The following is a 15,662-nucleotide window of genomic DNA, read 5'->3' as shown; positions in this document are numbered from 1 at the left end:
TCGAGGGCCGCTTTGGGGCGAAGGTCCGCGCCCCACCTGTTGCACACCGTGACTTGCAGCAACGCGTGGATGCGATGAATCGCGTCTATCGGTAGAGCACTTCCGGATTGATGCGCAGCACCCTGTCCGCAACGGCATCACTCCCCGCCCAGTCCTTGAACATGGCGAGCAATTGCGCGGCGTCGGGTTCGGGCGTCACGCGCAGGTGCGGCCAGTCGCTGCCCCACAGCAGGCGCTCGGGGTTGGCTTCGACCATCTTCTGCTGGAACGGCCGTCCTTGCTCCCAGTCCGGCGATCCCAGCAGGTTGCGATAGGCGCAGAGCTTGACCCAGACCTTGCCAGTGGCGAGCAGTTCAAGCAGCGTGCGGAACCCCGCATCGTCGACGCCGGCGGTGACGTCGAAGCCACCCATGTGGTCAATCACGATCGGGACTGGCAATTCCAGCAACTGCGACGCGATGGCGGGCAATGCCTTGCAGTCTGTCCAGAGTTCCGCATGGAGGCCAGCATCGGCCAGCGCGGGAACCAACGCAAGCAGGTCCCCGAACGATGCACTACCGGCGAAGTTGGTGCCCGGCCCGCTGCGATGGCTGAACCGCGCTCCACGCACACCTCGTTCGCGCAAGCCGGAAAGCGACAATGCGTCGCCCGGTTGCACGACGACGACGCCACGCAGCGCGGGTTGCGCGGCCAGCGCATGCAGCAGCAGCGTGTGATCCTTGCCGTACGCGCTGGGATGCACCAGCACGCCGTGGCCAAGGCCAAGCCGGGAAAGCAGCGCCATGTATGCCGTCTCGATCGCTTCGGGCGGCGTGTAGCTTCGCCCGGAGGCCAGGGGAAAGCGGTCGTAGGGACCGAACAGATGGGCATGGCAGTCCCAGCCCGCACTGGCCATGCCTGCGTTCTTGTCCGCTTCGCTCATTGCAGGGCTGCTTTCTGGGGCAATGGGAACGCCGGCGCCACGCCTTCCGGCAGGGGGATTTCGTGGCAGTTGAGCGTCATCGCGACCATCGTGTAGTAGCCAATCAGCGCCGTCAGCTCGACCACGGTGCGCTCGCCGAAACGTGCAAGGGCCACAGCGTAGGTCGCGTCGGACACCGAGTTGTGGCGATTGAGCTCGACGGCGTAGTGGTAGACGGCCGCGTCATCTGGCGACATGCCGGGTGGTTCGGTTTGCGCGAGAAGCGCTTCGATGACCGGTTGCTCGACGCCCGCCTTCTCGGCCTCAACGCGGTGCGCGTACCACTCGAAGGGCGAGTTGCAGGCGCGGCCGGTGACGAGGATGGCGATTTCCGACAGGCGCGGCGACAGGCCCGTTCCATAGCGCAGCAAGGCGCCGATGGCTTGCCATTTGTCCGCGAGCTCAGGATTGTGGAGTGCGGCCCGAAGCGGGCCCTGGATGCGCCCGCGCGGACCGGAGACGATCTTGTCGTAGACGGCGCGCTGCTCCGGGCTCATGGTCTCGGGCGCGGGCAGGGAAATTCTGGGCATGCACGTGTCTCCTGTGGTCAATCGTTGCCAGGGAGCTTAGGTGACGCAAGCGTCGCGCGCATCCGTGCCCGGCGCAACGCTGCTATGCGCGCGCGTGCAACGCGGGGCTCATTCAGGACCGCCGGAATGCCACATGCCACTGCGTGCGCTGTCTTCCACGATGCTGACGATTTCCGACGCCACGGCCGACACGGCCCGGCCCGGTCCCTTGGTGCGTGCCAACGCCATGGAGACGATCCGCTGAAGCGCCGGCGAGACGATCCTGGCGGCTTGTAGCCGTCCTTCCTGCACTTCCGTCCACACGGCATGAATGGGCAACACGGTGTAGAGCCTGGCTTCGGCGACCGTCAATCGCATGAGCGGAAGCGAATCGGCCTCCAGAACAGGCGCCAGCGTGATGTGTTCCTGCCGTGCCATCGCGTCGAGGGCCGTGCGCAATCCGTTCGGCGCGCCCGGCAGGATGAAGGGCAATTCGTGCAGCGAGGCAAAGGGAATCTCGGGCTTCGCCGTCAGCCGGTCGCCCGCCGGCCCGATGAGATAACTGTCAACAGTTGCCAGCGCCTGCTCCTGCTCGTGCAACGCGCTGCCGTATCGATACAGGATGGCGATGTCGACCCGCGCGTCCGAAAGCCATTCCTCCACCTGCCCGCTGGAGCCTTCGAGGATCTTGAGCTGGATGCCGGGGTGACGATCGCGCAACTGCTTGAACAGGCGCCCGACGATTGGATTCGTGATCGAGGGCAGCGATCCGATGGTGACCCGCCCGGAAGGCTCGCGCGCTTCGCCGTGGATTTCCAGTTCGAGTTGCTCCGCGTCCGACAGCAGGGCCTTCACCAGCGGAAAGATGCGCTGGCCCACATCCGAGAGCGCGACGCCGCGGCCGGTGCGGTTGAAAAGGCGCGCCTTGCACTCGCGCTCCAGCGCATTGAGGTGACGGCTTAGCAGCGACTGGTTGCTGTCGAGGAACAGCGCTGCGCGGGTCAGGCTGCCGAGTTCTGCAATGGCCAAGAAGGCGCGCCACTTCTGGAGGTCGGACGTGATGTCGAGCTGGATTTGGGTGGCTTTGCCGGTTTGCATGGGACCTTGCTCGCAGCATGGGATGCTGCGATTGTCCCGCGTGCGGGCGGCGTGCGAATGCCGGCTTTCCCTCAGGGCGTGCCGTCATGCTTGCCGCGTTGAGCGCGCGCTTGAGCGTACTGCCGCGCGCAACATCGGTGACCGATCGCAATCACCGTGACGGCGCCCATGATCAGCAATGTCGGAGGAAGCGGAGGTTGAAGATCGCGTGATGAATGGCTCCTTGTGGCTGCGGATCCAACCGGGCGATGCCGCGGTGGCGGTCCCAAGACAGGCCGCGAGCGCGGCACGTGCTCATGCAGCGTCTTCGAGGCCCTGTCGTGGGAATTTCGGGTCATCACGCACTGATCCACGCGCGCAAGCCCTGTGCACGATATTGCCCACCCCGACCTGCTACGGTGCCCAATGTCGTGCTGACACCGCACATCGGCAGCGCCTCGGTGCGCACCCGCCACGCCATGGCCGCGCTCACGGCGGAGAATCTCATCGCTGCACTCGGCCTGGGCCCGTCGGCGGGTCGGCCGCCGACGCCCGTGAACCCGCAGGTGCTCGCGCACTGACTGGAGAAACCCTTGCAATCGGTCCTCAAGAACTTTGATCTCACCGGGCGCACCGCCCTCATCACAGGCTCCAGCGCCGGCATCGGCTTTGCGCTGGCGCGCGGCTTGGCCGGCGCGGGCGCCCGTGTGGTCCTCAACGCACGCGGCAGCGACAAGCTCGAACAAGCCGCCGCGCGATTGCGCGACGAAGGCGCCACGGTCTTCACCGCCGCATTCGACGTGACCTCGGGCGAAGCCGTCACCGCCGCCATCGAAAGGATCGAACGCGATGTCGGCCCCATCGACATCCTCATCAACAACGCCGGCATGCAGCGCCGCGCCCCGCTCGACCAGTTCGAGGAGGCACACTGGCACGAGATCATCAAGACCAACCTCGACAGCGTGTTCCTCGTCGGGCAGGCCGTGGCCAAACGCATGATCCCGCGCAAGCGCGGCAAGATCATCAACATCTGCTCGGTGCAGAGTGAGTTGGGCCGGCCGGGCATCGCGCCCTATGCGGCGACCAAGGGCGCGCTGAAGATGCTGACCAAGGGCATGGCGATCGACTGGGGCCAGCATGGCATCCAGGTCAACGGCATCGGGCCGGGCTACTTCAAGACCGAGCTCAACGATGCACTGGTCAAGAACGCGGAGTTCTCCGCCTGGCTGATCGGCCGCACGCCCTCGCGGCGATGGGGCGAGGTCGAAGACCTGGTGGGTGCGGGCGTGTTCCTGGCGAGCGATGCGTCGAACTTCGTCAATGGCCACATCCTCTACGTCGACGGCGGCGTGACCGCCCAACTCTGATCAAGGCAATCATGGAAGCCCTCGTCATCCACGCCCCCGGCGACCTGCGCGTCGAGACCTGTCCCACGCCGGCCACCGGCGCCGGCCAGTTGCGCGTGCGCGTGCGCTGTGGCGGCATCTGCGGCTCGGACCTGCACTACTACCAGCACGGCGGCTTTGGCACCGTGCGCATCCAGGAGCCCATGGTGCTGGGCCATGAGGTGGCCGGCATCGTCGAGGAGGCTGGAGCGGATGCCGGCGGCTTCGTCGGCGGCGAGCGCGTCGCCATCAGCCCGAGCCGGCCTTGCGGCCTGTGCCGCTTCTGCCAGCAGGGCCTGCAGAACCACTGCCTGGACATGCGCTACTACGGCAGTGCGATGCGCACGCCGCACGTCCAGGGCGCCTTCCGGCAAGAGATCGTGGTCGAGCATTGGCAGGCGCATCGACTGGCCGACAGGGTGAGCGACGGTGAAGGTTCCATGGCCGAGCCGCTGTCGGTGGCGCTGCATGCGGTGCGCCGCGCCGGCCCGCTGCTGGGCAAGCGCGTGCTGGTGACCGGCTGTGGGCCGATTGGCGCGCTGGCCATCATTGCCGCACGCCGTGCCGGCGCGACGCACATCGTCGCAACCGACGTCGGCGCGCACACGCTCGGCAAGGCGCTCAAGGTGGGCGCGGACGAAGTGGTGAACGTGGCCGAGGAGCCCGAGGGCCTCGCGCGCTTCACGGCCGACAAGGGCAGCTTCGACGTGATGTTCGAAGCCAGCGGCAACGAACGCGCCTTGCGCGGCGCCTTCGACGCGGTTCGCCCGCGCGGCATCATCGTGCAGCTCGGCTTGGGCGGAGAAATGACGCTCCCGATCAATGCCATCGTCGCCAAGGAGTTCGACCTGCGCGGCGCCTTCCGCTTCCATGAGGAGTTCGCGATGGCGGTGGAACTGCTGAACAAGGGACTGGTCGACGTGAAGCCGCTGATTTCTGCAACGCTGTCGTACCGCGACTCGGCGCGCGCATTCGCACTTGCCGCCGACCGGTCGCAGGCGATGAAGGTGCTGCTGGATTTCGAGTGAACGCGGCAGCAAGGCCATCGGACCGTCGGCTGACCGGAGAGGACGTCGATCGCGAGGCTGCACTCCATGGCCATCTGCCGGGGTGCGCTCGCTGCCTGCCCTTTGCGTCGCGCGGTTGGGAGTCATTTCCATCGACGGCTTCGGACAAGGCGCTGCAGTTGCTGGGCTCCCTGCGCGACCCGCAAGATGACGACCCGACGCTTGAAGAACTGCATGACGCGGCGACGTCGCTCTGGTCGCCGCAAGCGCCCATCGCACTGCACTTTCACCCCTACAACCGATCCGAGCTGTGGGCCTGCCGCACCTGCCACAAGCCATTCCTGCGCTACACCGAGTACGGTGGCTACTACGAAGAGCAAAGGATTCGAGAACTGCAACCCGGGCTGATCACGCACGCAATGCCCGGCGACGATCCGGCTCGATAGTCTGAGGATCCGCAAGTTGTTGCGCGTGGCCTTGTGCCCGGGTGCTGCTTCACCTTGAAGAAAAAAACCCTTTCACTGAATCGATGAAGTCCTCGACGACCTTCGACCGCGGCTGGTGGGCAGGCAGGACAAATGAACATTCGAACGGGATCGAGGGTTCGATGGGACGGAACACGATGTCCGGATCCGTGAAGTGCCTCGCGGTGAACGGGTCGATCACAGCAATTCCGAGATTGCCCCGAACAAAATTGCACGCTGAGTACGCCAGCGTTGTTTCGACCGGACGGCGATAGCGGATACCCGCCGCGTCCAACTCCATCTCCAAACGAACGCGCAGCGGGTTGTTCTGACCCAGCGAAACAATCGACTCGCCTTCGAAGTCATGGATCGCCATTGCTTCCTTGCCAGCAAGTTTGTGACTGCGATGAAGTACGCAAACGGCCGGCAAGCTTTGAAGCGGATGGACATTCACTCCCGGGTATTCGATATCCCTCTGATTCACAAAGCCGATATCGATCTGGTTGGCCGCCGCCAATTCCAGGACGCTCAGGGAATTGCGCACATCCAGTGAAATCACCACCTCTGGATGCGTTGACGAGAACTCGTTGACGCACTCGCAAATCACGTGGAGCGCCAAAGCGCTCAAGGAGGCAATGCGAAGATTTCCGATGCGAACGGACTTCAGGTCCCGCGCGACCTTTTCGATTTGCTCGATGCCCCTATAGAACAGATCCACCTCGCGGAAAAGCCGTTGTGCTTCGGCGCCTGGAATCAAACGGTTGCCTTCGCGCCGGAACAGGCGGATACCCAGCGACGCTTCCAGATCCTTGATCAGGCGACTGACTGCCGGTTGACTGACCTGCAGCCGCTCGGCCGCAATCGTCATGCTGCCAGTCAGCATGACCTTCCTGAACGCATCGAGCTGTCGAGGGTTGAGTTCCATTGCTTTCAATGTAACGACGGAACGGCGGTTTCAACAGCCTGGGTGCATAACATTCCGTTATGTGCGTCCAGCCCCTTGTGCAGTTGTATGAGGGTGGCGGGCATTGCATCATTTCTCCACGCAAATGATCCAACGCCCAATTGATTCTCGTATGACCCACCACCCGGAAATCCTGCTCAGCGACGCCCGCCTGAAGTCACCCGCCGCGGCACGTCAGTTGAAATACAACGACCTGCCCAAGCTCCAGGGAGAAAGAAAAAGATTCGATGAATTTCTCGCGGTCGACATGGCGCACACGGCGATGCTCGTTGAACAGGAAATCATCACGCTGGAGGCCGGGCGAGCCATTCTTCAGCAACTCCTGACGATTGGGGAAATGGGGAGCGACGACTTCCCCATCGACGTACACAAAGGAAGCTTTCTTCTCCAGGTGGAGTCGTACCTCTTCGCTGCGATCGGAGAGGACATCGGCGGCCAGATGCACACGGGCCGCAGTCGTATCGACCAGGGTGCAACCGTTCGAAGGCTCTACCAGCGCAACCGGATCCTCGACGTGCTGAGCCGGCTGAACACGCTCCAGGTGGTCATCGCCGAGCAGGCAGAGAAGCATTCACGCACGATCATGCCGGGCTATACCCACATGCAGCAGGCACAGCCCTGGGTCTTCGGCCACTACCTGCTCAGCTTCAGTTCGCGTCTTCACGACAGCTTCGAGCGCCTGACCCAGGCCTACGCCAGAACCAACCGCAATCCCCTGGGCACCGTCGGGCTCGCAGGCACGTCCTGGCCGCTAAACCGTGAACGGACCACACGCTTCCTGGGCTTCGACGGGCTGGTGGAAAACTCGAAACTGGGTCGTGAGGCCTTCTACGCGGTCGATGCGCTCAGCGCATTGTCTTTCGTCATGGCCGACCTGAACGACCTGGCGACAGACCTGCACGTCTGGTCGACCAGTGAATTCGGATTGGTCGAATGCGACGACAGCTACTGCGGGACCAGCAGCATTTTTCCGCAGAAGAAAAACCCCACCGCGCTCGAATACGTCCGACGCGTCGCAGGCGCTTCCGTCACCTGGGTTTCGACCGCCCTGGCCACGTTCCGCGGCGAGGGAACAGGGGACCAGGCGATGCGTGAAGCGCCGATCCTGGATGAGGCCCTCGCCACAACCGAGGGAATGCTGGACCTGTTCACGGGCGTGGTGGAAACGCTCATCGTGCACGAAGACCGCATGGCAGCAGCCTTGAAGGAAAGCTGGTGCACCGCAAGCAACCTGGCCGACGTCATCGTTCGAGACTGCGGCATGTCGTTCAGGCAGGTTCATCACATCGTGGCGCGCGTCGTGCGCAACAGCTTGACCGAATCGGTCTCTCCCCATGAGCTCACCGGCGCAATGGTCGACAAGGCGGCGATGGAGACAGTCGGAAGGCCGGTCGGGCTCCCGGACAGTTCGGTGCAGGCGGCGTTGAGTCCACGCGAGTTCGTCGATTCACGGGTCACCGCAGGAAGTGTGGGTCCGCTGGAGGTTCAACGCTTGCTGGCGCATGCGCGGGAAGAACACGCAGGCGACGTCCGCTGGCTGGAAGAAGCGCGCAAGAGATTGATCGAGGCGCGCGGGGAACTTGATCGTGCGGTGGATCGAATCGTGGAGCCGACACGGCTCGAAATCAATGGATTCAAATGAAGAAGGAATTCGACATGTTCAAGTTCACTGCCGTTTTTGCGATGGCACTCGGCATTTCAGGCGGCGCTTGCGCGCAGACCTATCCCACCAAACCGGTCACCCTTGTGGTCCCTTTCGCCGCGGGCGGCACCGTCAACCTGATGGGCCGGCTCATTGCGCAACGCATGGGCGACGTGCTGGGCCAGCCCGTCATCGTCGACAACAGGGCCGGTGCAGGTGGCACGATCGGCGCCGGCTACGTCGCCAAGGCGCCCGCCGATGGCTACACGCTCTTGCTGGGCTCCATGGGCCAAGCCGTGCAACCGCTGCTCTACAAGAAGCTCCCTTTCGACGGAACGAAGGCATTCATCAATGTCGCGACATTCGCCGCCGTGCCGAACGTCCTGGCAGTTTCCAGGCAAGCGCCCGCCCAAAGCGTTGCCGAGCTGGTGGCCTACGCAAAGGCAAATCCCGGAAAGCTCAACATGGGCTCTGCCGGGATTGGTTCGATCAACCACCTGCTCGGCGCGATCTTCATGGACCGCGCCCATGTCAGCTTCACCCATATTCCGTACAAGGGGGCATCGTCCGCGACGACGGACCTGCAAGCCGGCCAGATACAGGTGGTGTTTGCGAACCTCCCCAACGTACTTCCATATGCCAAGGCAGGTTCGGTGCGCATTCTCGGCATTGCCGCCGACAAGCGGAGTTCCGTCATTCCCAATGTGCCGACCTTGGCTGAGAGTGGCGTGAACGACGTCGTGGTGAAGTCCTGGTACAGCGTCATGGCGCCCGCTGGAACGCCGCTCGACGTCGTCAAGAAGTTGCAGGACACCGTGGTGGGCATCGCGAACGAAAAGAGCTTTGCGGCGCATCTGGCCGATCAAGGGGCCTATCCGTTCCCTGGTTCCACCGTCGATGCGACGGAACTCATGGAAAAGGAAGTCAGGCGTTGGGCGGACATCGTTCGCAATGGCAACATCCAGATGGACTGAGAGCGAGCGCTGTGCTCACGGCGGTGTCCTGTTGAGGCATCCAACTGCCGCGGCATCAGATTCAGCAAGCGCCCTTGGCCTTCCCTACGCGCGCATCCGGTCAAAGCCCGGTTCAAGGGCGCATCGGACCGCCCGCACCAGGTCCTCGCTGGCAAACGGTTTGTGCAGCAGTCGCACCGCACCGATGTCACGAGCGAAGCGCTCAAGTGCGACGTCTTCGTTGGCGGAGATGAAGATGCCCGGAATACGAAGGTGATCGGCCTGCAGACGCGTGAGCACCTCGAAGCCCGACAGGCCCGGCATGTGGATATCCATGATGGCGCAGGCCGGTCGCTGCGTATGGAGTGAATCGAGAAACTCCTCGCCGGATGCGAAAGCACACTGCTCGTAGCCTGCGCGCCGAAGCACACGGCCCAGCATCGCCCGCATGCCGGAATCATCGTCCACCACGGCAATCAGTGCGCCAGCGTTGGCCACGGGGCGAACCCTGGACGACTGGAGCAGGCCAAGGAAACTGCTGTTTCTCATAGCGTGCCCGAAAGCACTGATGCGTGGACGCTGTGCGGTCTGCAGGCCATGCTGCGTCCGCGGCGGATGTGGCGTCACAGCGCGCCACAGAGCGCGAAAGCCCATGCTGCATCCTGGGTGGCCACGAAGCCCCGCCGCGTCGGCAATTGAAGGTCGGCAGACTGGCCCGTTGTCACGCCGGCAGGAACGTTGGTGAAGCGTCGAAAGACACCGGCGCGCGACGCGGCCGCGCGGGCTTCCTGCGTGCAGGGCTTCACGACGATGTCCTTGATCCGGCTTCGGTCATGTCGCACGATCGTCTGCCGGTCGCCGTCGATCACGCACAGGGTGCCCTCCTCCGTCTCCAGCACATCGCGAAAACGGTTCCAGACCGCGGCTATGGAGGGCTTGATGCCCCCGAGCGTGCACCTGGAGCGCTTCGCGTGTGCCACGATCTCTGCATGCAGTTCGATCGAAATGCAGGACACCAGTTGGCCTCCATCGGGCGACGGGTCCGCAAAGCAGAAAGCGGCGGTCCGGGCATCGCGTTCAAAGAGCTGCTCGAAGCGCTCCCGGGCGAAGCTGTCGCGCACGCTGCGGTCGACCCATTCCGGTGACCAGGGCAATGTGAAGTACAGGGCTTCGGTTGGCCCCACGACCCAGGTGATGGTCCGTTCCGCGCGCGTGTCGCCAATCCACGCCTGGAGTTGGTCCATGGCGGCTGCCCGCTCACCGGCGATGAAGTCGAAGCTGGCTTTTCGGATGACCGTCGTCTTGCGCCAGCGGCGCTGGAGTTCGCAGGCAATGAGGGCGTGCGGCGCGAGGTGAACGCGAATCTCGGTGTCGGTGCGGAAAGCTGTGAAGTCCATGGAAGTATTGGACGCACAACTGCAACCGAAGGTAACTATCAACGTTGTTAGGACGGGCTGCGGAGCGAGCTTTCAGGCGGGGAAAGCCGTGATTTTCTGCACGGAATGCCCGGCGCCGTTCAGGCAGGTCGAGCAGTTTTCTTGATGGCAACCGGCGGAGTGCGCGGTTGCGAACAGCTGCAACGTGGACATTGCCGCGTGCCGCAAGGCCCGCATCCGCCCGCTTGAACTCAGTGCAGGATGCCCGACAGCAGGGCCTGCACCACAGCCGCCGTCTTGTTGGCAACCTTCATCTTGCGCACGACGTTCTGGATGTGAAAGTTTGCCGTCGGAATCGAAATGGACAGGATGTCGGCGATCTCACTGGCGGTCTTGCCATCCGCCGTCCACTTGAGCACCTCGATCTCCCGCGGCGTCAGGGGCACTTCCGGCCGCATCGCGAACCGCGGCTTCATCAGACGCGACAGCGAAAGGTGGGCTGCCTGCACGAGCCAGCGCATCTGGCTTTCCTTGCCCTGGAGTTCCGCCGCCGTGAGCGCCTCGCCCGAGCGCGACAGGGTCAGCATGCCGCCGACGCCGAAGCCATCCAGGCTGGACTGGGCCCAGCCCACGCGCAGTCCCTGCTGCTGGGCTTCCTCCCAGAGTTCGGGTGCCGGCGCGAAGACTTCATCGCACCACAGCAGCGGCTCCTGGCTGCGGCGACCATGGCGCACGCTGGGATCGATCGCCAGGTAGCCCGCCTGGGCATAGCGCTCCTGCCAGGACTTCGGATAGTTGTTCAGCGTGATGACCTTCGGATTGGACACGGGCACGGCAAGCCGCAAGCCGTAGGCGCAGTGTTCGAAGCCGAGTTCCTGCGCGGCGGCCAGCAGTGCATCGAACACCACGTGTTCGTTGCTGGCACGGTCCAGTGCGGTCAGCAGATGCTCATTGAAGGGTTGCATACGTCAGCTGGCGAGGAGTAGATTTGCCTTACAAGCCGTTCGGACTCAAGATGCCAAATATAAAAGTTGCGTGTCATGTGCCCACGCGGTGAAGGAGATGCGGGTCGCCCAGCGGTTTTCTTGAGATGCGAAGGTTCGCGTCCCGACCGGCCCCCTGTAAAGCGTTCAACCGATGCATCTTGCGCCATACCGTGAAATGGGGCGCGAAAGCACTGCCGGAGATGGCCCCGGCCGGCTTGATGAAACGGTAAGGCACACGCAAGCTCGGATGGTTCCCCGCCTGACGAAGGCGACCCACACGCGTAAACGGAGAAAAAATGCTTCCATTGGCCCCGGATGGGCTCTTGCGCCTGCGCCGGCAAGACCTCAGCGACATCGAACTGGTTCATCTGATCTCTGGAATTGACGATCATGACCCGGCTCCCGCACCGACGCGTTGTGGGGCTGCAACGACACTTTCTGGTTACACGGAGTGGGTTGGCGCGAGCGAACCGCGCGTCAGTCTCGGTTGGGACTGGCAGTTGGACACGGCATCGTCCGTTCCCCGGGTGATCCGCCTGGGCTTGCCGCGCACCAATGTGCAGGTGGTGGGCGAGGCGCATTCGGCCCTGCCGTGGGACGAAAGTCTCGAGGTCCTAGCCTCCTGGATCGATGCGATCGATTGGAACACACCAGCTTTCCACGCCGTCTGCAGGCGTTACGCGCTGTGACCTATCAGAACTGATAGTTTCGCGCTGGCGCACAGCGGGCTGAAATGCTTCCGAAATGTCATCGGAAAGAAGCAATGGAAATACTGGCAGGACGGCCACATCAGCTCACAACGCAAGTGCTCGAGGAAGTTGGACGGTACAGATACAAGGTCTTTGTTGAAACATTGGGATGGGACCTGGTCACGGAGCACGGTCTGGAGCGGGACCAGTTCGATCACCAGGACACGATGTACCTTGCGGCGCGCGACGCGTCGGAAAACGTGGTGGGCGTGGCGCGGCTGCTGCCTACCACCACACCTTACCTGCTCGGCGAGGTATTTCCCCAGCTGATGGGCGGCGTGGCGCCGCCGTGCGATGCGCGTGTGTGGGAGCTGTCGCGTTTTGCGGCCGTGGACTTCACGTCGCCGGTGGGCAACGCACTCGGGCAATTTTCTTCGCCGGTCGCGGTGGCGCTGCTGACAAGCGCTTTGGAGCTTGCGCGCGCGCATGGCGTCGAGCGCATCATCACGGTGTCTCCCCTGGGCATTGAGCGTCTGCTGCGCCGCGAAGGCTTTGAGGCCCGCCGGGCCGGTCCGCCACTCATTGTGGACGGCCATCCCATCTTTGCCTGCTGGATCGAGGTCAAGCCGCGCACGCAACAACGCATCGCCTCCTCCGCGCGGACGCACTGACAAGAAGTTCCGCAGATGCGGGCAGAAGTCACAAGGCTGGGAAGTACAAGGTAGTACTTTGTAAATACACTTTCCGGATGCCAGAAAACACAGAGCACAACACCGGCTGGTGGGTTGATCGCCCCGAACGCGAAGAGCGACCAAGCCAGTACGCGTCGCTGAACGCGCCAAAAAGAGAAGAACCGCGATCACGGCAGCCGTCTGTGTGGGGCACGGTTATCTTCATCGTGCTTGTCTTTGTGACACTTGCCTTTGCTGGGATGCGCTTGTTGTAGGCATCTGCCAGATGGCGACTCCGCCTGTCATGCTTGAGCTGCAGGTTTGATATTGCGAATGCGAACGCTGATCCGCTACCGCTGCTGCGCGTCGCACGCGAGTGCCTGGTCGCGCAGCGTTGAGGCGTGCAAGTCGCCTTGGCTTTGAGTCACTGGGGACTTGTCCGACCTTCTGCCGTGGGCACGCAGGGTGGCACCGGCGCGCACCACGTTCCCCCATTTGTTCGCATAGGACTGGATGGCCAGGCCATCTTCAAAACCCTTTTCCAGCAGGAAGAGACCCGGCGCCGGGCAAAGGGCGCCAAGCTTGACCAGCACTGGCTTGAGCAAGCGTTCCGCCGCCGTGCCGTGAACGCTGCTCGCACCGAGCATCAAGGGAATGGCCACCACATCATGCAAGCCCGTGACGCCGTCGAACTGCCCGAGAAAAACCTTGAGCAGGTCCGTGTAGGTACCCTTGTCGATGGGACTCGCAACGATGACGAGGCGCGATCTGGCCACGGTGCCCACAGCCGCCTCGACGCCCCGGCGCTTGCGCCCCAATGCGTCGGGACCGAACCCGACGACTTCGATCGACTTCGCGGGTTCGTTCCCGGTCAGCGCCGTCGCCAGCATGGCCGCGGCACGTGCCGTGCGTGACCGCGCTTTCGGATCACCGATGACGATCGATGCTTGCAAGGGATTGCGCCTGTCGCTTCAGTGCTGGTCCGGCGACCCGAGCTTCGGATCCGCGTTGCCCAGGAAAAACTTCAGCGCCATGCGCTGGATGAACGTGCCGTACGGCGGATAGAAAAGGTCGATGGGAAAGAAGCGGTGGCGCTTGAACACCGTCTTCGCGTGCGACAACTCCCGGAAGCCTTCCTCTCCGTGGTAGTTGCCCATTCCCGAATTGCCGATGCCGCCAAAGGGCGCGTCGTGGTTCACCACGTGCCATCCCCAGTCGTTGACCGAGACGCCGCCTGAATGGGTACGGCGCAGCAAATCCTCGCGCTCGGCGCTGTCGTGGCCGAAGCAGTACAGGGCCAACGGCCGCTCGCGCGCGTTGATGAAGTCAATGGCTTCATCCATGGTGTCGTAGGGAACCACCGGAAGGACCGGGCCAAAGATCTCTTCCTTCATCACCAGCATGTCGGGCGTGACGTTGGTGATGATTTGCAGCGGCAGCGTGCGCTCCTCGCCCACCGGCGCCGGGCCGCAGGACTCGATGTGCGCGCCCTTGGCCCGCGCGTCGTCCAGCAGTTTGTTGATGCGCCGGTATTGGCGCTCGTCGACGACCGAGGTGTAGTCCGGATTGCCCGCCGTCTTGTTGTCGAAGAAGGCGTCGAAGGTGCGCCGCACGCCGGCGATGAAGGCATCGACGCTTTCGCGCGGCACCAACGCATAGTCGGGTGCCACGCAGATCTGCCCTGCGTTGGTGGACTTGCCATGCGTGATGCGCCTGGCGGCATCGGCCACGGCGTAGTTGCGCGTGACGAGGGCTGGCGACTTGCCGCCGAGTTCCAGCGTCACGGGCGTCAGGTTGTCTGCAGCCGTGCGCATCACGATCTTGCCCACGCCCGGCGAGCCGGTGAAGACGATGTGGTTGAAGGGCAGCGAGGTGAAGACGTTCGGGTCGAGCAGTTCCTCGCCGACCACGGCCACCAGGTCTTCCGCAAAGACCTCGGCCAGCAGCGTCTTGAAGACGGCATTGGTGGCCGGCGTCGCTTCCGGCATCTTGATCATCACGCGATTGCCCGCGGCCAGTGCAGCGATGGCTGGCCCCAGGGCCAGGTAGATCGGGAAGTTCCACGGCGTGATCACGCCAACCACGCCCTTGGGTTGGTACATCACCTTGACGCTGTTGGACAGGAACAGCAGTTCAGTGCTGCGCCGGCTGGGCTTCATCCAGCGCTTCACATGGGAGATGGCGTGATTGAGCTCCAGCATCGAACCCAGCAGGTCGAGCATCTTCGATTCGGCGTGCGCGCGATGGCCAAAGTCGCGGCTCATGGCGTCAGCCAGCACGTCCTGGTAGCGCGACAGCTGTACCTTGAGTGCCTTGAGTCGGCCGAGCCGCTCGGCGGCCGTGGGTGAAGGGGCCGCCAGGAAGGCGGCTTGCTGCGCGCCGAAGATGCGCGCGACGCGCTCGTTGGCCGCAAGAGTCGAAGCCGATTGAAATGGTGAGTTGTTCATGCTGATTGCCTTGATGGTGTCCCGCGCCGCGCGGCCGACGACTGTTCGACTCTTCGCAAGCCCTCGATCGTCCTGGCGCACGCCTGCGCAGCTTCCGTGCCCTTGACCGCGAAGTGCCGGTGGAAGTACTTGCGATGCTCCACATGCTCATGGAAATGGTGCGGTGTGAGCACGGCGGAAAGTATCGGCACGTTCGTCTCCAGTTGCACCGTCATCAACGAATTGACCACCGTGGCGGCAACGAACTCGTGACGGTAGATCCCGCCATCGACGACCAGTGCGCAACCCACGATGGCGGCATACCGGCCGGAAAGTGCCAGGCGCTTCGCAAGCAGCGGGATTTCAAATGCGCCTGGGACGCCGATGACGTCGATGCGGGCGCGGGCAAATCCCTGGCGCTCCATCTCATCCAGGAACGCCTCGCGTGCCTGTTGCACGATGTCGGAGTGCCACTGGGCTTCGATAAACGCAACACGGCCTTCCTCGCTGGCAGCCAGGCGTTGTCCGGATTCTTCAAGAAGTTGGTTCATG

At 63.5% G+C, this 15,662-nt stretch carries 17 protein-coding genes and 1 pseudogene; 8 read left to right on the top strand and 10 right to left on the bottom strand.

Annotated features, from left to right (window positions below; all coding sequences use genetic code 11):
- Positions 1-85: 85 nt before the first annotated feature.
- The 3 genes from QTI66_RS02080 to QTI66_RS02070 form a co-directional block, all read right to left on the bottom strand.
- Positions 86-922: an amidohydrolase family protein gene (locus tag QTI66_RS02080; protein ID WP_286557170.1), complete on the bottom strand. Its 837-nt coding sequence runs from the start codon at positions 920-922 to the stop codon at positions 86-88.
- Positions 919-1,491 (bottom strand): carboxymuconolactone decarboxylase family protein, encoded by a 573-nt coding sequence (locus QTI66_RS02075; protein ID WP_286557169.1) that lies wholly within the window; start codon positions 1,489-1,491, stop codon positions 919-921. Before QTI66_RS02075 ends, QTI66_RS02080 begins: the two co-directional genes overlap by 4 nt.
- 108 nt (positions 1,492-1,599) lie before the next feature.
- Positions 1,600-2,568, bottom strand: coding sequence for a LysR substrate-binding domain-containing protein (locus QTI66_RS02070; RefSeq protein ID WP_286557167.1), 969 nt, complete (start codon positions 2,566-2,568; stop codon positions 1,600-1,602).
- 404 nt (positions 2,569-2,972) lie between these two features.
- On the opposite strand from QTI66_RS02070, the pseudogene QTI66_RS02065 reads away from it, so the two are divergent.
- From QTI66_RS02065 to QTI66_RS02050, 4 genes and pseudogenes are all read left to right on the top strand, one after another.
- Positions 2,973-3,128: pseudogene (locus tag QTI66_RS02065) on the top strand (D-glycerate dehydrogenase); the annotation flags it as partial.
- A 12-nt stretch (positions 3,129-3,140) separates the two neighbouring features.
- Positions 3,141-3,914, top strand: a complete 774-nt coding sequence (locus tag QTI66_RS02060; RefSeq protein WP_286557165.1) for an SDR family NAD(P)-dependent oxidoreductase — start codon at positions 3,141-3,143, stop codon at positions 3,912-3,914.
- An 11-nt stretch (positions 3,915-3,925) separates the two neighbouring features.
- The gene (locus QTI66_RS02055; protein WP_286557164.1) at positions 3,926-4,960 is read left to right on the top strand and encodes an L-idonate 5-dehydrogenase; all 1,035 of its coding nucleotides are present in this window, start codon (positions 3,926-3,928) and stop codon (positions 4,958-4,960) included.
- On the top strand, positions 4,957-5,385 hold the full coding sequence (locus tag QTI66_RS02050; RefSeq protein ID WP_286557162.1) for a hypothetical protein: 429 nt from the start codon (positions 4,957-4,959) through the stop codon (positions 5,383-5,385). The genes QTI66_RS02055 and QTI66_RS02050 overlap by 4 nt, the downstream gene beginning before the upstream one ends.
- A 49-nt stretch (positions 5,386-5,434) precedes the next feature.
- Here the strand turns inward: QTI66_RS02050 and QTI66_RS02045 are convergent, their stop codons facing one another.
- Entirely contained in the window at positions 5,435-6,328 is an 894-nt protein-coding gene (locus tag QTI66_RS02045) for a LysR substrate-binding domain-containing protein (protein ID WP_286557161.1), read from the bottom strand.
- 103 nt (positions 6,329-6,431) lie between these two features.
- Between QTI66_RS02045 and argH the strand changes: the two genes are divergently transcribed.
- Complete coding sequence (gene argH / locus QTI66_RS02040; protein ID WP_286557160.1) at positions 6,432-8,009, top strand: argininosuccinate lyase; 1,578 nt, start codon at positions 6,432-6,434, stop codon at positions 8,007-8,009.
- Between the two features lie 14 nt (positions 8,010-8,023).
- Positions 8,024-8,983, top strand: coding sequence for a Bug family tripartite tricarboxylate transporter substrate binding protein (locus tag QTI66_RS02035; protein ID WP_286557159.1), 960 nt, complete (start codon positions 8,024-8,026; stop codon positions 8,981-8,983).
- Positions 8,984-9,067: 84 nt separating this feature from the next.
- On the opposite strand, the gene QTI66_RS02030 is transcribed toward QTI66_RS02035, so the two are convergent.
- From QTI66_RS02030 to QTI66_RS02020, 3 genes are all read right to left on the bottom strand, one after another.
- Entirely contained in the window at positions 9,068-9,460 is a 393-nt protein-coding gene (locus QTI66_RS02030) for a response regulator transcription factor (protein WP_286557156.1), read from the bottom strand.
- A 125-nt stretch (positions 9,461-9,585) separates the two neighbouring features.
- Complete coding sequence (locus QTI66_RS02025; RefSeq protein ID WP_286557155.1) at positions 9,586-10,359, bottom strand: hypothetical protein; 774 nt, start codon at positions 10,357-10,359, stop codon at positions 9,586-9,588.
- A gap of 230 nt (positions 10,360-10,589) precedes the next feature.
- Entirely contained in the window at positions 10,590-11,303 is a 714-nt protein-coding gene (locus QTI66_RS02020; RefSeq protein WP_286557152.1) for an autoinducer binding domain-containing protein, read from the bottom strand.
- 317 nt (positions 11,304-11,620) lie between these two features.
- Between QTI66_RS02020 and QTI66_RS02015 the strand changes: the two genes are divergently transcribed.
- Complete coding sequence (locus QTI66_RS02015) at positions 11,621-12,013, top strand: DUF4902 domain-containing protein (RefSeq protein ID WP_286557151.1); 393 nt, start codon at positions 11,621-11,623, stop codon at positions 12,011-12,013.
- Between the two features lie 74 nt (positions 12,014-12,087).
- Entirely contained in the window at positions 12,088-12,684 is a 597-nt protein-coding gene (locus tag QTI66_RS02010; RefSeq protein ID WP_286557149.1) for an acyl-homoserine-lactone synthase, read from the top strand.
- Positions 12,685-13,034: 350 nt separating this feature from the next.
- Here QTI66_RS02010 and QTI66_RS02005 read toward each other — a convergent pair whose 3' ends face one another.
- The 3 genes from QTI66_RS02005 to QTI66_RS01995 are packed head-to-tail and all read right to left on the bottom strand — an operon-like array spanning position 13,035 to position 15,661.
- Positions 13,035-13,637 carry an NAD(P)H-dependent oxidoreductase gene (locus QTI66_RS02005; protein WP_286557147.1) on the bottom strand — a complete coding sequence of 201 codons (603 nt, stop codon included), beginning with the start codon at positions 13,635-13,637 and terminating at the stop codon, positions 13,035-13,037.
- An 18-nt stretch (positions 13,638-13,655) separates the two neighbouring features.
- Positions 13,656-15,131 carry a coniferyl aldehyde dehydrogenase gene (locus QTI66_RS02000; RefSeq protein WP_286557146.1) on the bottom strand — a complete coding sequence of 492 codons (1,476 nt, stop codon included), beginning with the start codon at positions 15,129-15,131 and terminating at the stop codon, positions 13,656-13,658.
- Positions 15,128-15,661 carry a 6,7-dimethyl-8-ribityllumazine synthase gene (locus tag QTI66_RS01995; protein WP_286557143.1) on the bottom strand — a complete coding sequence of 178 codons (534 nt, stop codon included), beginning with the start codon at positions 15,659-15,661 and terminating at the stop codon, positions 15,128-15,130. The genes QTI66_RS02000 and QTI66_RS01995 overlap by 4 nt, the downstream gene beginning before the upstream one ends.
- Position 15,662 lies beyond the last annotated feature (1 nt).

The organism is Variovorax brevis (assembly GCF_030317105.1).
Lineage (GTDB): Bacteria > Pseudomonadota > Gammaproteobacteria > Burkholderiales > Burkholderiaceae_C > Variovorax > Variovorax brevis.
Note: the sequence above shows the minus strand (reverse complement) of the source record. Positions and strands in the feature narration are given on the sequence as shown.

Coding starts and splice junctions, on each gene's coding strand:
- QTI66_RS02080 (WP_286557170.1), bottom strand. CDS start 922: ATGAGCGAAGCGGACAAGAACGCAGGCATGGCCAGTGCGGGCTGGGAC.
- QTI66_RS02075 (WP_286557169.1), bottom strand. CDS start 1,491: ATGCCCAGAATTTCCCTGCCCGCGCCCGAGACCATGAGCCCGGAGCAG.
- QTI66_RS02070 (WP_286557167.1), bottom strand. CDS start 2,568: ATGCAAACCGGCAAAGCCACCCAAATCCAGCTCGACATCACGTCCGAC.
- QTI66_RS02055 (WP_286557164.1), top strand. CDS start 3,926: ATGGAAGCCCTCGTCATCCACGCCCCCGGCGACCTGCGCGTCGAGACC.
- QTI66_RS02045 (WP_286557161.1), bottom strand. CDS start 6,328: ATGGAACTCAACCCTCGACAGCTCGATGCGTTCAGGAAGGTCATGCTG.
- QTI66_RS02035 (WP_286557159.1), top strand. CDS start 8,024: ATGTTCAAGTTCACTGCCGTTTTTGCGATGGCACTCGGCATTTCAGGC.
- QTI66_RS02025 (WP_286557155.1), bottom strand. CDS start 10,359: ATGGACTTCACAGCTTTCCGCACCGACACCGAGATTCGCGTTCACCTC.
- QTI66_RS02020 (WP_286557152.1), bottom strand. CDS start 11,303: ATGCAACCCTTCAATGAGCATCTGCTGACCGCACTGGACCGTGCCAGC.
- QTI66_RS02015 (WP_286557151.1), top strand. CDS start 11,621: ATGCTTCCATTGGCCCCGGATGGGCTCTTGCGCCTGCGCCGGCAAGAC.
- QTI66_RS02010 (WP_286557149.1), top strand. CDS start 12,088: ATGGAAATACTGGCAGGACGGCCACATCAGCTCACAACGCAAGTGCTC.
- QTI66_RS02000 (WP_286557146.1), bottom strand. CDS start 15,131: ATGAACAACTCACCATTTCAATCGGCTTCGACTCTTGCGGCCAACGAG.
- QTI66_RS01995 (WP_286557143.1), bottom strand. CDS start 15,661: ATGAACCAACTTCTTGAAGAATCCGGACAACGCCTGGCTGCCAGCGAG.